This window comes from Flavobacterium sediminilitoris (assembly GCF_023008245.1).
Taxonomy (GTDB): Bacteria; Bacteroidota; Bacteroidia; order Flavobacteriales; family Flavobacteriaceae; genus Flavobacterium; species Flavobacterium sediminilitoris.
The window spans coordinates 2,527,045-2,540,218 of sequence record NZ_CP090145.1; the positions used below are offsets into that span (position 1 = coordinate 2,527,045).

General features: G+C 30.5%; 13 protein-coding genes. 1 reads left to right on the forward strand and 12 read right to left on the reverse strand.

Going from position 1 to position 13,174, the window contains the following annotated elements; translation table 11 throughout:
* Nucleotides 1–882: 882 nt before the first annotated feature.
* From LXD69_RS11575 to LXD69_RS11620, 10 genes are all read right to left on the reverse strand, one after another.
* Nucleotides 883–2,178 (reverse strand): Fic family protein, encoded by a 1,296-nt coding sequence (locus LXD69_RS11575; protein WP_246915535.1) that lies wholly within the window; start codon nucleotides 2,176–2,178, stop codon nucleotides 883–885.
* A gap of 194 nt (nucleotides 2,179–2,372) precedes the next feature.
* The gene (locus LXD69_RS11580) at nucleotides 2,373–2,981 is read right to left on the reverse strand and encodes a hypothetical protein (RefSeq protein ID WP_246915536.1); all 609 of its coding nucleotides are present in this window, start codon (nucleotides 2,979–2,981) and stop codon (nucleotides 2,373–2,375) included.
* 242 nt (nucleotides 2,982–3,223) lie between these two features.
* Complete coding sequence (locus LXD69_RS11585) at nucleotides 3,224–3,694, reverse strand: DinB family protein (RefSeq protein WP_246915537.1); 471 nt, start codon at nucleotides 3,692–3,694, stop codon at nucleotides 3,224–3,226.
* Between the two features lie 190 nt (nucleotides 3,695–3,884).
* The gene (locus LXD69_RS11590) at nucleotides 3,885–5,084 is read right to left on the reverse strand and encodes a hypothetical protein (RefSeq protein WP_246915538.1); all 1,200 of its coding nucleotides are present in this window, start codon (nucleotides 5,082–5,084) and stop codon (nucleotides 3,885–3,887) included.
* Between the two features lie 421 nt (nucleotides 5,085–5,505).
* Entirely contained in the window at nucleotides 5,506–5,976 is a 471-nt protein-coding gene (locus LXD69_RS11595; RefSeq protein ID WP_246915539.1) for a hypothetical protein, read from the reverse strand.
* A 317-nt stretch (nucleotides 5,977–6,293) separates the two neighbouring features.
* Nucleotides 6,294–6,668, reverse strand: coding sequence for a hypothetical protein (locus LXD69_RS11600; protein ID WP_246915540.1), 375 nt, complete (start codon nucleotides 6,666–6,668; stop codon nucleotides 6,294–6,296).
* A 171-nt stretch (nucleotides 6,669–6,839) separates the two neighbouring features.
* A complete protein-coding gene (locus LXD69_RS11605) occupies nucleotides 6,840–7,433 on the reverse strand; it encodes a hypothetical protein (protein ID WP_246915541.1) in 594 nt (197 codons plus the stop codon).
* A 171-nt stretch (nucleotides 7,434–7,604) separates the two neighbouring features.
* Complete coding sequence (locus LXD69_RS11610; RefSeq protein ID WP_246915542.1) at nucleotides 7,605–8,063, reverse strand: TPM domain-containing protein; 459 nt, start codon at nucleotides 8,061–8,063, stop codon at nucleotides 7,605–7,607.
* Nucleotides 8,064–8,247: 184 nt separating this feature from the next.
* Nucleotides 8,248–9,459, reverse strand: a complete 1,212-nt coding sequence (locus LXD69_RS11615; RefSeq protein ID WP_246915543.1) for a PIN-like domain-containing protein — start codon at nucleotides 9,457–9,459, stop codon at nucleotides 8,248–8,250.
* 156 nt (nucleotides 9,460–9,615) lie between these two features.
* Complete coding sequence (locus tag LXD69_RS11620; RefSeq protein ID WP_246915544.1) at nucleotides 9,616–10,125, reverse strand: hypothetical protein; 510 nt, start codon at nucleotides 10,123–10,125, stop codon at nucleotides 9,616–9,618.
* A 738-nt stretch (nucleotides 10,126–10,863) separates the two neighbouring features.
* Between LXD69_RS11620 and LXD69_RS11625 the strand changes: the two genes are divergently transcribed.
* Nucleotides 10,864–11,835 carry an IS110 family RNA-guided transposase gene (locus LXD69_RS11625; RefSeq protein ID WP_246915545.1) on the forward strand — a complete coding sequence of 324 codons (972 nt, stop codon included), beginning with the start codon at nucleotides 10,864–10,866 and terminating at the stop codon, nucleotides 11,833–11,835.
* 123 nt (nucleotides 11,836–11,958) lie between these two features.
* Here the strand turns inward: LXD69_RS11625 and LXD69_RS11630 are convergent, their stop codons facing one another.
* Both LXD69_RS11630 and LXD69_RS11635 read right to left on the reverse strand, forming a co-directional pair.
* On the reverse strand, nucleotides 11,959–12,255 hold the full coding sequence (locus LXD69_RS11630) for a hypothetical protein (protein WP_246915546.1): 297 nt from the start codon (nucleotides 12,253–12,255) through the stop codon (nucleotides 11,959–11,961).
* 395 nt (nucleotides 12,256–12,650) lie between these two features.
* Nucleotides 12,651–13,106 (reverse strand): hypothetical protein, encoded by a 456-nt coding sequence (locus LXD69_RS11635; protein WP_246915547.1) that lies wholly within the window; start codon nucleotides 13,104–13,106, stop codon nucleotides 12,651–12,653.
* Between the last annotated feature and the right edge of the window lie 68 nt (nucleotides 13,107–13,174).

Here is a 13,174-nt window from a genome sequence, read left to right on the forward strand (position 1 = left end):
TTAATTATGAAGGAGACAGCAAGCATTGCCTCTTTGAAGTTAAAATAGGGTTTGGTTTTTAGTAAATGATCTCTCTTTTTTTGGGTTTAGTAGCAGTCAAGTAGCAGTTTCGTTCGGAAGTTGTTGCGAAAAAGTGCCTGTTTACCGCTACTTGACGCTAGCGTTTCCGAACAATCTCCGAACAAAGGCCTTATTTGACTGGTTTTAATACATCAGAATACGTCAAAACCAGTCAAAACCGGTCAAAACCAGTCAAAACCAGTCAAAACCATTCAAAAACGAGTCAAGAGTGTTTTTTTTGATAAATTGGAATGCCTTTTGATGTAGTACTCAATTGATGAGTTTGTTTTCAGTGTTTAGTGTTGAATCTTAGTTTTTCAGTTTACGAGTAATTAATCGATTAAAATCAGTAGAGTTTGAGTACCAAAATAAATAGTATTAGTTTACGGTTTTGAAAAAAATTAGTCCATCGAGCAAAAATTACCGGAATATATATTGTTATCTCCATCCTTGTCCCAAATACGAGGTTTAAGAGTAGAAAAATCGAAATCTTGATTTAACAAAGAAGAACATTATTGCCAATGTACTAAACCTAGAGGTAACCAAGCCAAACTTTTATTCAAAGGCGAGAAAACCGATAGCAAAGGCTACACCAAACGCACTTACAGAAGTAGCGAGAGCGATTGTAAAAATGATGCTTTACAACTTTAAAAACTGGATTTTAAGCCAACAAAATTTTTACATTTATAAACTACATTTAAAAATAAACCTCCTTTAAATCACTTTAAAAGAGGTTGGATTTTTATGATTTTGATTCTGAAGCTTCAAGATGTTTTAAAAAAGGGTAGTTGTGCAACAGTTACCATTGTTGTGCGATCGTTTTTATTTTAAATAATCATCAATTGCTTTCTTATTTTTAATGGCGTATTTAAATGGTTTATTAGATTTATCTTCATCAATTAATCCTAGTTTTATAAGTTCATTTATATCCTTACTTGCTGTCTGTCTTACAATTTCATGTTTTTCACTATAGGAATTCACTGTGACATTGTTTTTTTCTTTTAAGTATAAAAAACCAATTAGATCAGCTTGTCTTTTATTTAGTCCTTTGTTAAGTAATTCATATGAAACAAGGTTTGCTTTTTTTCTCTCATCTAATTTTTTATCTCTATATTGTATTAATTTTTCAAATGCTATTCTAATATTTTTTATTGAGTAAGTAATAAAATAGTTTAAATCATTTTCATCATATTCAGTTTTAAGAAAAGCTTTGTCATATTGAGTTCTAGATTCTAGTATTACTCTTGAAATGGAAATATTTTTAACTAATGTGTAGCCTTTTTTTAATAAATACCAATAGAATAATGCTCTTGCTGTTCTTCCATTACCATCTTTAAATGGATGAATATATCCAATCATAAAATGAATAATTGAAGCTTTAATAATAGGATGAATAAACTTTTCATCATCATTAATAAATTCGCATAACTCTCCCATTAATGATTTTACTTCATTCCAATCTGGTGGAATATGGGCAATTTCTCCATCAACATGATCAGTTACATATACTTCCCCTTCTCGAAAATCACCAGAATACTTTTCCGCATCTGTATTAGCAGTCATGATTTTATGAAGTTCAATAATTATTTTAAAGTCAATACTAGCATTTACGAATTCGCTTATGTATTCAATAGCTCTTAAGTTATTGAATATCATTTGTTCTGATTCATTTCTTGGATTTCGACCAGATTTAAGCATATCTCTAGCTACTTCTGTAGTTGTTGCTGCTCCTTCAACTTGCGAGGATGCTACTGCTTCTTCAAGCAATGAACTTTTAAAAAATTCTATTCTATCTGACGGTAGGATAGGATTCTGCTGAAGTCCTCCTATTAATTTTAAATCAAAATCATGCAGGTTTTTAGAAATATATTCGGAAATAAAATAATTGAATGTATAGTTTCCAAATTTTATTTTTTCATATTTTGAAGTTCTGTATGTCTTAAGTAATGTCCAATTTTCTATTTGACTATCAAATGGAGCATCTTTTCTGTATTTTAAATCGTCCCAATAATAATATTTTTCATCAGATTTTATAATGAAATCTCTAAATTCTCCCTTCCAAACTTTTTGTAAGTACTCAATATTTAATTTGGTATATGGTTGTTTTTCAAGTTTCATTTTATATGATTGTTAAATTGTCGTTCAAAATTAACAATGTTTATTTGACAATGCAAATTTTTCTGAATTAAAATGTCGCACAACGGTTAAGTATAACCGTCAGTTACGGGTTAAAGTTACTAAATTTAAGTTTATGCACTAGCCTTAGCAATTCCGAGTGGATTCGGGCTCAGTCGAATCCGCCGTAATTGCGGTTATACATTGTTGTGCAACGTTTTTTTTAATTCAATCGCATCTGTAAATTTTTCGCGAAACTTATTCTCAATTTCCATATTTTTTGTTTTAAAAATTGTTGCTGTTCCGTCAAAACTTATAATTTCAATTTCGCTTTGTTTGTTTAAAAATTCATTCGGTTTGTTCCAAATATCAGAGTTTAAGTCCGCATAAGGCAATTCCGATTTTTTTAGTTTTGGAATATCATTTTTAAATCCGCAAAACACACACCAAGAAAAATCAATTTTGCGGTTTTTTATGATTTCCAAAAGTTCAATTCCGCTAAAAGTTATTTTTTCCGATTCAAAATCCAGTTTTTCAATTCTGCCTTTTTGGTCGTAATCTAAAATTCGATAATCTTGATTTGTTAATAACCAATTTAATTCAGAAAACTCCTTTTCAAACGGTTCTATTATTTCATACAATTCAGTGTGAAATTCAACTTGTTTTGTGTTTTCTAATATTAATGTCATCGTTTTTTTTAAATGTGCTACAACGGTTTGGGGTTTTGCGTTCGGGCGGGAAATAGAAGCACAAAAGCTTGTTTTATTACTAAAGTTTAATTGAAAAACTTCTGTTGAATTTTGCACTTCAGCCCGCCTGACGCAAAACCCTTGTTAGCGGTTCGGGCTTTCATTGTTTCTTAGTCTGTGTTATAAAAAATATTAGACTGAGGACGAGAAAAACAATGTTTACAGCCCGAGCAAAAGGAGGTGCACCTTCAGGATAAATTTGCCCCAATAAAACTATTGAATTTAGAATAATCAAAATGACTATTAATGTTTTTCGGTTTTTCATAATAATCCCTGTTTTTTATTTAATTTAAATATTGTCAATTCTTAGTTTGCATTTTCTTTATCAAAGAAATTTGTCCCAAATGATAATAGCTATGTTCAATTACACCTTCAATATTTCGTAAAAATGTCCCATACTTTTCATCAATAAACGGTTGGTCAAAATAACTGTCGTCCATTAGCTCAACTTTGTTCGCAAACTTTTCAGAATTGTTCAAAAAGTCAGCAACTAATTTATTCCAATCAGCTTCTGCTATAATTGGCGGAAGGTCAAAACTATACTTGTCGCTAATTTCAAGTTTTCCATTTTTAAAAGCGTTTAATAGTCCTTCCAAATAATAGTTTATATGATAAGTCAGAGCTGCTATAGTATTTAGGTTGGCTACTTTTTGGGTTGCTTGCTCCCAATTAATATTTTGTATTTGTTCTTTATAGTTGGTGTTTGCAATCCAATGTCCATTGAGTAAAACTTCTCTTAGTCGGCTTGCAATTGTTATATTTCTTGTCATTATTCTTTAAGTTAAATTATTGAGTTAAGGTTCGTCCTTGCCTGACCGCTAACGGCCCGTATAACCGTCAGTTACGTGTTAATATGCGTTAATTTTCGGTTTAGCACTGACCTTAGCAATTCCGAGTGGATTCGGACGTAGTCGAATCCGCCGTAATTGCGGTTATACATTGTTGTATGCAGTTTTTATTTTAATAATTGTCATTTTGGAAATCGTCTATAAATGGTTGTTTAATTGGTGGTGACCAGTTTAGAATATTGAAATCAGAGCTTGTCAAAGTTTTGTTTGTCGCATTGGGATTTAAATAAATATAAACGTCATTAATGTCTTCTCCTGTTTGCATTATTGAATTGTCTTTAATGAAAATAATTCCGGTAATTTTTTTGGCAACATCTGATATCTTTAAGTTATGACCAGTCAAGTCTGGAAAAATGATTTCCAGATCAGTATTGTCTTTGGTTAGTTCCATAAAAACTCTTCTTGCTAAAGACCTCAAGAAAGTACTGAAGAATTCTCCAAGTGTTGAGTTTAATTCTTGATTGAACCAAGGATTTATTACGAATGTAATTAAGCTCGGTTCATCAATCAACAATTTATTGTAATAATCTAAAATCTTGTATTTGTAGTCAATTGCCAATTTGTATGGATCCATTGCTCTCGTAGTTGTAAGAACTGTATTTTTCCCAGGCTGTGAGTATGAAATCCTAAATGATGCTTTATTTCCGCTAATTAATGTATGACTATAATATTTACTACCTTGATTTATGCATTTTTCAAGTTCTGCTATAAGATTTCCAGATTGTAATTCTGACACAAAATCTGCTTTAGTTCTTAAAAAATCAACATCATAAATGTCATCTATTCCGATTAAATAGTCTTGTCTTGTGGTTTTAGATTTTACTCGAGTTAAAATTTGGTCAGTTAATTCTGTATGAGTAGGAATTAAGCATTTTACATCTGTATATATCTTTTTTGTTGACAAATCTAAACTAATGTCTAAATCAATTTCTTGCTGTCCAATTTGTTTTGCAATACTGTCTACAAAGTCATTTACATTGCCTCTGTCTGGAAAAGTAATATTAGATAAATCTTGAAATTGAATCCAATAATCCAATGCAACTAATTCAGAATAAGCTCCTGCCCATTTATAACCCTTTGTTTGACCAATTTGCTTTGCAGTATTGATAACCTCGGTAATAATATCTTCTGAATCAGAAAAGTAATCGTTAATCCTTTTTAAGCGTTCAATAAAATTATTGCTAAAAACACTATAATTGTCATTACTTTGTAAAGCTCCAATGCAATTATTTATGATATTGTTATTTGAAAAGCTAATCTCCTTTTTAAAAATATTTTCAAGTATCTGTTTGTAGTTTTCAACCTGTGTCATTCAATCTCAATGTTTTGCTCTAATTGCATACAACACAAATATATACGAAAGTTTTTAATAAATTAAAAAAGCGTCAAAAGAATAATCAAAAAACCTATAAATCACAACTATTCAGGTCGTTGTATCGTGATTATAGTTTGCTTAATTGGTATATATAATTAAAAAATATTATACTTACAGTTATAATATATATATATTAATTGGGGCAATACATTGAAACATTTTATAATACAAACAGAAGTCATAAACAATTAAATAATTTAACTATTTTAGAGTATCAAAAATTAATCAATAACAATTTAAAAATGACAGTTTAGGGTCGATTAAAATTTGTCCACTTTTTTCTAGGAATTCCACTAAGTCAAATATACAAAAAGATCGTCCCATTAAACAGCCAAACCCCACTTGCTCAAAACCGCTGTTATGCACAGTTATATTTGGTTTCTGCTAATTTATTATTTATGCCTTTCCCTTTTATAATTGAAATATGAGAGTTGTCGATTTTGTCTTGATGATGGATGTGTATTTCATATTCACAATCAAGAATATGTTTTTCACCTATTGTCCTTGAAAAAATTTTCCTTTCAGTACCTTTCTCCATAATAAATGGTAAATGTTCATTATGAAGTATTAAATCTTCTGATATAAGTTCGAATTTTGTCAAAGTAGTTCTTTCTCCAATATTTTCAATCCCAATTTGTAATTCTCCATCTGCACCTTGACTCATTGTACTTGTTATTTTTACATCAGGTCTCACAGTAAGATTAAGCTTTTTATTTTCAATATCTTTCAAATCTTTTAAGGCTGACACTAAGTTGGTTAATTTGTCAATTTGATTTTGTTTGTCTTTATCTGTAATAAATAGAAAAATGAAAGCTCCAAAAGTTGCCAAATTACCTATTGCAGAAATAATTTGAAATGTAATATTTAAATTTTTTTCACTCTCACTTTCCTCAATAGAAACTTTAGTTACATCAGATTTTAAAGCTTTTTTATCTGAGGCACATGATGTAATTATTTAACTTAGGAATATTATTTGGATTAGTTTTTTCATAATTATGCATAACGTTCCGGCGCTTGGCAAGGTTGCGAGCTTCGGAACCGATTATTTTATGTTAAAAATAAAATTTCTTGCGAGAAATAAACGTGAATTTACTATAAAATTCGCAATCTTGCCAAACGCCTGTTAGCAGTAGTAGTTTTATTTACTCATTCTGGATCAACCATCATCCATGGTAATATTTCATCACAAGGGAAATTTTCACCCCAATTAATTTCGATATTCATTTTTGAAATATCATTTTTGTGAATTTCAGAAAGATTTGAAGAATCTTCAGTTGTCCAATATATTTCAACAGGAATAGAAAAAGAACCAGGAGTTATAAAATCTATTTTAGCAAACATTTTATTATCAACTTGTTTAATTTCAGAATCTTGCATTCCAATAATGATTTGAAAGTCAAGTTCTTCAAAATTTTTAAATCCAGTTCTAATACTTCCTTTTTCAAATAATTGTTTACTCAATTCTTTTTGAAATGTTGGATGAAATTCATCACTTAAAAATAATGCCCAATCGAATGCCATATATTTTACGTTCTGTTTTTTTACTATTACTGCTAACGGTCTCGTATAACCGTCAGTTACGGGTTAATATGCGTTAATTTTCGGTTTAGTACTGACTTTAGCAATTCCGAGTGGATTCGGACGTAGTCGAATCCGCCGTAATTGCGGTTATACATTGTTGTGCAACGTTTTTTATTTATTACTTTTGGTAGATTCACTTTTTTCTTCAAATGATTTATTTTCAGGCTGAAATAAAAGTAGTCCAAGTCCCAATGCAAATAGAAAACAAGAAACCGCCATCAACATCCCATTTTTTAAGATGAAAAACGAAATTCCGATAAATGGCGCTCCAAGTATTGCCAATAAGGAAATTAATGGTTTTCCACGAATAAAATTCCACGCGTGCAGCGATAATCCAATCAATAGGAGTGAAGGTCCGAATACTTGAAATGGATAAAATATTGAAGGTGTTTTACTAATTTGATTTCCCAATTCGGCTCTTCCTTCAAAGTCCATTCCGTAGCTCCACATTAGCAAATCTAAAGCGCAAAGTCCAATATTGCCAATTACTCCCAAGGTTGTTAAAAAGGAAGCAACTGAATTTATTTTATTTTTAGGGAAGACATTATTAAAATTGATTAGAAGTGCTCCGCCAATCAAGTTCATCCAATGGGCAAAATCAATCGGTTTCTGAGAATAAATGAATTCTCCACCTTGTGAGAACATTATATAACTGATTACGAATAGGGTAAGTCCAACAAGACATAATATTTTGGTTTTATTCATATTTTCAGGCAGTTTTTCAAATGTTGCACAACGGGTTACAGCTAAAATAAGTGGCGACGAGCCAAAACCTAGCCAAAACAAATATACCGCAAACTTTTGAATTTTTGGAGAAAATTCGGAAGTATGCCCTTGCCTTAGCCATTTATTTTAACTGCTGTTGTACACATTACTTTATAACCATTTTCTTATTAGTTCATTAAGGCCTAGTAATATTCCGTCATAATAGTTTCCTTTTTTAAACTCAGGTATCATATTTTCGTCAATTACTTTTTTGCAGAACTCGTCAGAAAGATAAAGTTGTTTTGTTTTGTCAGTTGTTGAAATTCTGATTGTTTTTAAGTTTCTACTTAAAACAACTGTAAGTCCATTTCCGTTATTGTTTTTTCCCACTTTCCAATTTTCTGAAATTTTGATAGCATATTGGTCAAATTCCATACTCTTTGGAATTGAATCTATAGTTATTACCGCAATCTCTCGGTTTGATGTGTTTTGATAGTAACTGAGAAATTTAGTCAGTTGATCTTCTTGTGCCTCCGTGAATATATTCTCAAAGTCATTTATAAATCCGATTTGTTTTGGAAAATTGGATTCGGTTTGTTCCGTTTTTTGAGATAAAGAATTCGTCTCCATTTTTGCAGTTTTGCAAGAAATGAAAATTACGAATACAATTATTAAAATTTTACGGAGTGTCATTTTTAGTATTGTGTACAACGGTATAGGCTATGAGTGGTTGCGTGGGTTAGCACTTGACTTTGCAAGTACATACCAAACTGAAAATCCGCGAAGATTTTCAAAAGGAGGCGAGAACAAGCAATTACTTATAGTCATTGTTGTGCATAGTTTTATTTCTTATAATTCTATCTTGTAATTCATCTAGTTTTAAATCTTGTACTTTTGACTTCATATGTTCTATATGAGAGTTAATGTTTTTTAATTCGTGTTTTAATCGAATCATTTTACTATCGTCAAATCCACTTGGGTCACTATTATCTAAAGAATGATATTGTTCATTTAAAGCTTCTTCCACAAATCCTCTTTTATCAATTAGAAACTTTAATTCATCTTCAAGTACTATTTTTTGTTTTAATATTTTCTCTTTAATTTCTCTATATTCAAGATATTCTCTTTTTTTTCTCATATTTTGAAGACGTCTTCTCTCATCAAGTTGTCTTAAATCTCTAATTTCTTGAATAGCGTTATCATTTATTTTTTCGTTTAAATAGTCTCTTGCAAATTCAAGAAATCTATCCGATTGATACATATGAAAAGGCTGTTCTGTCTCCGTTTGAAATTCTTTCTTTAATTCAGGTCTTGGGCTTAAGGTTTTTCCTTTAAATCTTACCCACCAATCTTCTTTTCTATCATCTGTTATAAGGATTATACTTTGTTTTAGTTCTTTACTTTTTTCTAATATTTGTTTCCAAACTATCAAATCCCCAAACTTTCTTACATCTTTTGAAGTTTCATCTTTTTTCCCAACGTCTTTATAGCCAGGTGGGATTTTATCTAAAAATCTGATTTCTCCTTCTTTATAGATTTCCTCGAGTTTACTTTTTTCATATTCGTTGCCGACCTTTTCATTAAATAAATTCTCAATTTTATTCAAAATATCGTCTTGATGAATTCTCTTATTATGAAATTCTTTAGATTCAGTTAATTGACCACAAATTTCCTCACTTAAAATTGAAAACTTTTTTAATAATTTTGGTGTAATAAATGGATGTTGACGAGAATTTTTAAATTCATTTTCTATGGATTTTAATGAATTAATTGCTTCCTCATATGATTTTTCCTGTTGACTTATTACATTGAGCCTATTTTCGAAAAATTCGCTTGCAGATTGGTGAGGAATCCAAATTCTATCTTTGACTTTTTCTAAAATTTTAAAGAAATCATCCCTAGTTTCATCTGAATACCTGTAAAGATTTAAAAGAATATTTGCATCAAAAACAAACAATGAATTTCCCCACAGGTGGTTGATTTCTTCATCGATTAATTTGAAATATCCGGGAAATTTTGATTTCATATTCTCTTTTTTTTAATTATGCACAACGGTCTAGTGTATGAGTAGTAGCGGATTTTACTCACAAACCTTTCGGTTTTGCACTGACCTTTGTTTTATGTTTATACTTTTGTTTTATCACTTAAACCGCTATTACTTATACACCGTGTTGGGCGTTCGTTATTCAATTAATTCTCTGCCTTTATACTTGAAATATTGCACATTATCTTCAGTAGAAATTTGAAAAGTCAATTCACTATCTTCGTGAACGAAACGTTCATAAATTTCAATCTTTCCAATTCTTCGGGATGTATTTGGCAAAATTACGGATCTTTCTGAATTTAAAGTAAAGGTATCATTTCCAATTGTGACTTCCCGCTCAACTATATTTGAGAAGTATTTTTCAAATTCCTTATTTACAAAAGGTTCAGATATATTTTTGGCAGTATTCGAATCTCCAGTCATATAACAATCTAAATATTTGATAATCTTATTTCCAGAGTTATGAATCCAAATTTCAATTCCTATTTTTGGAGTTAACCATTTTCCCAATAATCTTTTAGGAGTATTTGTCTCAAAACGTAAACTGAATTGAGTTTTAGATAAACGATTAATTATATCTTTGATTTCCCAATCTTCCATAGCTAAAGATTGAAAATTATACCTGCGGTAATATCTTTTGTCATTCATTTGATGAGCTGTATTACTTTTAGGAATTTCAACTACATATATTACTTGATTATCTTCTTTTTTACCTGTTTGAATTGGAGTGATTAGTATATTTTACTAACTGGTCGTAAGTCAATGGTTTTAAAATTAGTCTTTCCGTTTCTATCATTTATTTGATATTTTTTGTTATGTTTCTGTGTCGCTCTACAATTCTAACTAATGTTTTATTAATATTTTGTAAATCAAATATTTACAAAAAAAATATTTTCTATTTATTAATTCCTTTCATTACTCCACTTTTCTGCCGTTAGCTTACGGGGTCAGGGCGGTAGTCTAGGGGGAATGACCGCTAACGGCTCCGTATATGAAAAGTAGTGCTGAAAATAAGCGGTTACTTTTCGGATTAAACACAAGCCAAATTTTTAAATTTTACTATTTATCTTTTTACTTGGAAATCGTCAAATTTAAAAATTTGGCGACTTTCCAAAAATGCCCAAACCTTTGCGTTAGCAATGACTTGCGCTATTTTTTATATACAACTTAAGTTAGCATTTTAATTAAATAACTAAATTACATATTATTAATCAGAAAGAATAAAAGAGAGAATTAAGGTTACTATATACGGTAAAGCGTTGACTTCGACAACATTGATAATCCTCTCTCTTTTCTACTAAAAATCACGTTCAGTTCTGTGAGACCTAGATCTCGTTTTCAAGTTGTTGTGAGTCAAGTAGATTATTCTTTCATAAATTATTTCTGATGAATAAATATAATGAAACTTTTGGAATTGACATTAGTAAAGATGTTTTTGATTGTTATGGTAGTGTTCAAGGACATCTACAATTTAAGAATGAAGCTACTGGATTCAAGAAGTTTTTAGAAATTCTATCAAAAGATAGTTTAGTAGTTATGGAAGCTACAGGTTATTATCATTACCGATTTGCACAGTTTTTATACAACCAAAATGTGATTGTTTCAGTAGTAAATCCTTTGTCAGTAAAACGATTTATCCAGATGAAATTAGCAAAGGTAAAAACCGATAAGAGCGATGCAAAAGCAATCTGTAATTACGGTATGATACATGAGGTTCCACTGTATAGTGCACTTACCGATGTTCAAAGTGAATGCCTACAACTGTTTCGATTACTAGATAGTTTTATCAAAAAAAGAACAGCAACTAAGAACAAATTACATGGAGAAGAAGTCATGGGAACTCCATCTAAATGTGTGTATCGTTCTTTAAATAGAGACAAAAAACATCTTGATAAAGAGATATTAGGCATTGAGCAAAAGTTGCTTAGTTTGATAAAACAAGATCAACAAAATCAATTGACACTATTACAGAGTATCCCAGGAATAGGTTTGAAAACAGCTTTGTTCTTAATTGTCGTAACCGATGGATTTAAGAAATTTGAAACAGCATCACAATTATGCAGCTATGTTGGAATCACACCAACCATAAGAGAATCAGGGAGTAGTGTTAAGGGTCGCAGTCGGATTAGCAAAGTAGGAAACAGAAAATTACGAAATCTTGTTTTTTTATGTTCCTTCAATGCTTGTAAGCACAATAAGGCTTGTAAAGCAATTTACGAACGAATAGTAAACAAAGGGAAGAGTAAAAAGCTAGCATTAATAGCAGTTTCAAACAAGCTCTTAAAACAATCCTTTGCCATTGCAAAATCAGGAAATCCTTATGATGAAACTTTTGTTTCTGTATTAGGATCAAATTAAATTATAAGCAAAAAAGAAGAAATAAGGCTTCAATAATAATGTAAGCCTAGACGAATAGTGTGAAAAATTACTCTAAAAAAGTTTGTTTTTTATCTCAGTTCTTTGTTGTGTGTAGTGCTTTCATTACATTTTTGTTTCAATATAATATACTTTGTTTTCATTCGGTATTACAAAAATTAATTCCGCACCAATTGGGTCAATTCCATTGCAATATATGCTCCAAGGATAGACATAAACATCTTCTTTTTGCAAATCTTCTAATTTCGGAAACCAAGGGATTTGATATTGCCAGCCATTCGTCATTTCAACAGCATCATTCAAAACTTTAGGTAAACTATCTAATCGATAAAAGCCTTTTTTGTTTTTCAGTTCATCGTGAGTTACTTTCGAAATGTCAATTCCATATGCGACCAGATTCATAACTATTCGTCACTTTCTCAATTCTATCGTCTCCAAGTCCACACCAATTTAGCACGAATCTTACATCAGATTTCGTTGCTTTATTTTCGACAGTTTTATTTCCAATTGTAGTCGAGTAGGCGAGATAGCCAAAAATCAGAATTATTCCAATTAGTGATATTCCACCCCAAATCATTAGAGATTTTTTTCCTAAATTATAAATCTTTTCCTTCAATTATTTTTTAGTTCAGATGTTTGTCTCGCATTACACACAACGTTTCGCGGCTTTAAGAAGTGGCGACGAGCCAAAACCTAGCCAAAACAAATATACCGCAAACTTTTGAATTTTTGGAGAAAATTCGGAAGTATGCCCTTGCCTTAGCCATTTATTTTAACTGCTGTTAGCGGCTGCTTTTTTAGCTTTTAAAATTATAGCCTAAAATACTTTTCGGCAATCCTTGATTAATATTGATTTTTGATTCGGTTTTCCTATCACACTCATCATTTACATTGCTAATTATTAAAAAACCATTTTCGAGTTTTGTAGGCAAATCACATGAATCAAATAAGTAATAATTTCCAACATACTCATCCTTTTCATTAAATACCAATATTCTTGTTGTTGCACGACAAGATATTCCCCAAGTCCATATAGAGTTCAGTATTTTGTAAGTTTTGCCTTTTTCGGTTTTTACGCTTCCTAAATAGGTCAGAATAGTTTCTGTTCCGCCTTTTTCGTCGCATTCACCAAACGTAAATTCTTTACCAACAATATTTTCTTTCAATACATTAATTCTGAATTTAGAATCATCTATTTGTCCAAATGAAATTTCCGAGATAATGAATATGAGTAAAGCAATTTTAAATTTCATTTTAAGCACAATTTTGTAAAGTTGACGCTAACGTTTTGCAGCTACCCGAAGGGCGGGACTTTTACCAC

Bases quoted from the DNA above. Each gene is read 5' to 3' on its own strand.
- LXD69_RS11575 (WP_246915535.1), bottom strand. From the start codon at position 2,178: ATGAAACTTGAAAAACAACCATATACCAAATTAAATATTGAGTACTTA.
- LXD69_RS11585 (WP_246915537.1), bottom strand. From the start codon at position 3,694: ATGACAAGAAATATAACAATTGCAAGCCGACTAAGAGAAGTTTTACTC.
- LXD69_RS11590 (WP_246915538.1), bottom strand. From the start codon at position 5,084: ATGACACAGGTTGAAAACTACAAACAGATACTTGAAAATATTTTTAAA.
- LXD69_RS11600 (WP_246915540.1), bottom strand. From the start codon at position 6,668: ATGGCATTCGATTGGGCATTATTTTTAAGTGATGAATTTCATCCAACA.
- LXD69_RS11605 (WP_246915541.1), bottom strand. From the start codon at position 7,433: ATGAATAAAACCAAAATATTATGTCTTGTTGGACTTACCCTATTCGTA.
- LXD69_RS11610 (WP_246915542.1), bottom strand. From the start codon at position 8,063: ATGGAGACGAATTCTTTATCTCAAAAAACGGAACAAACCGAATCCAAT.
- LXD69_RS11615 (WP_246915543.1), bottom strand. From the start codon at position 9,459: ATGAAATCAAAATTTCCCGGATATTTCAAATTAATCGATGAAGAAATC.
- LXD69_RS11620 (WP_246915544.1), bottom strand. From the start codon at position 10,125: ATGAATGACAAAAGATATTACCGCAGGTATAATTTTCAATCTTTAGCT.
- LXD69_RS11625 (WP_246915545.1), top strand. From the start codon at position 10,864: ATGAATAAATATAATGAAACTTTTGGAATTGACATTAGTAAAGATGTT.
- LXD69_RS11630 (WP_246915546.1), bottom strand. From the start codon at position 12,255: ATGAATCTGGTCGCATATGGAATTGACATTTCGAAAGTAACTCACGAT.
- LXD69_RS11635 (WP_246915547.1), bottom strand. From the start codon at position 13,106: ATGAAATTTAAAATTGCTTTACTCATATTCATTATCTCGGAAATTTCA.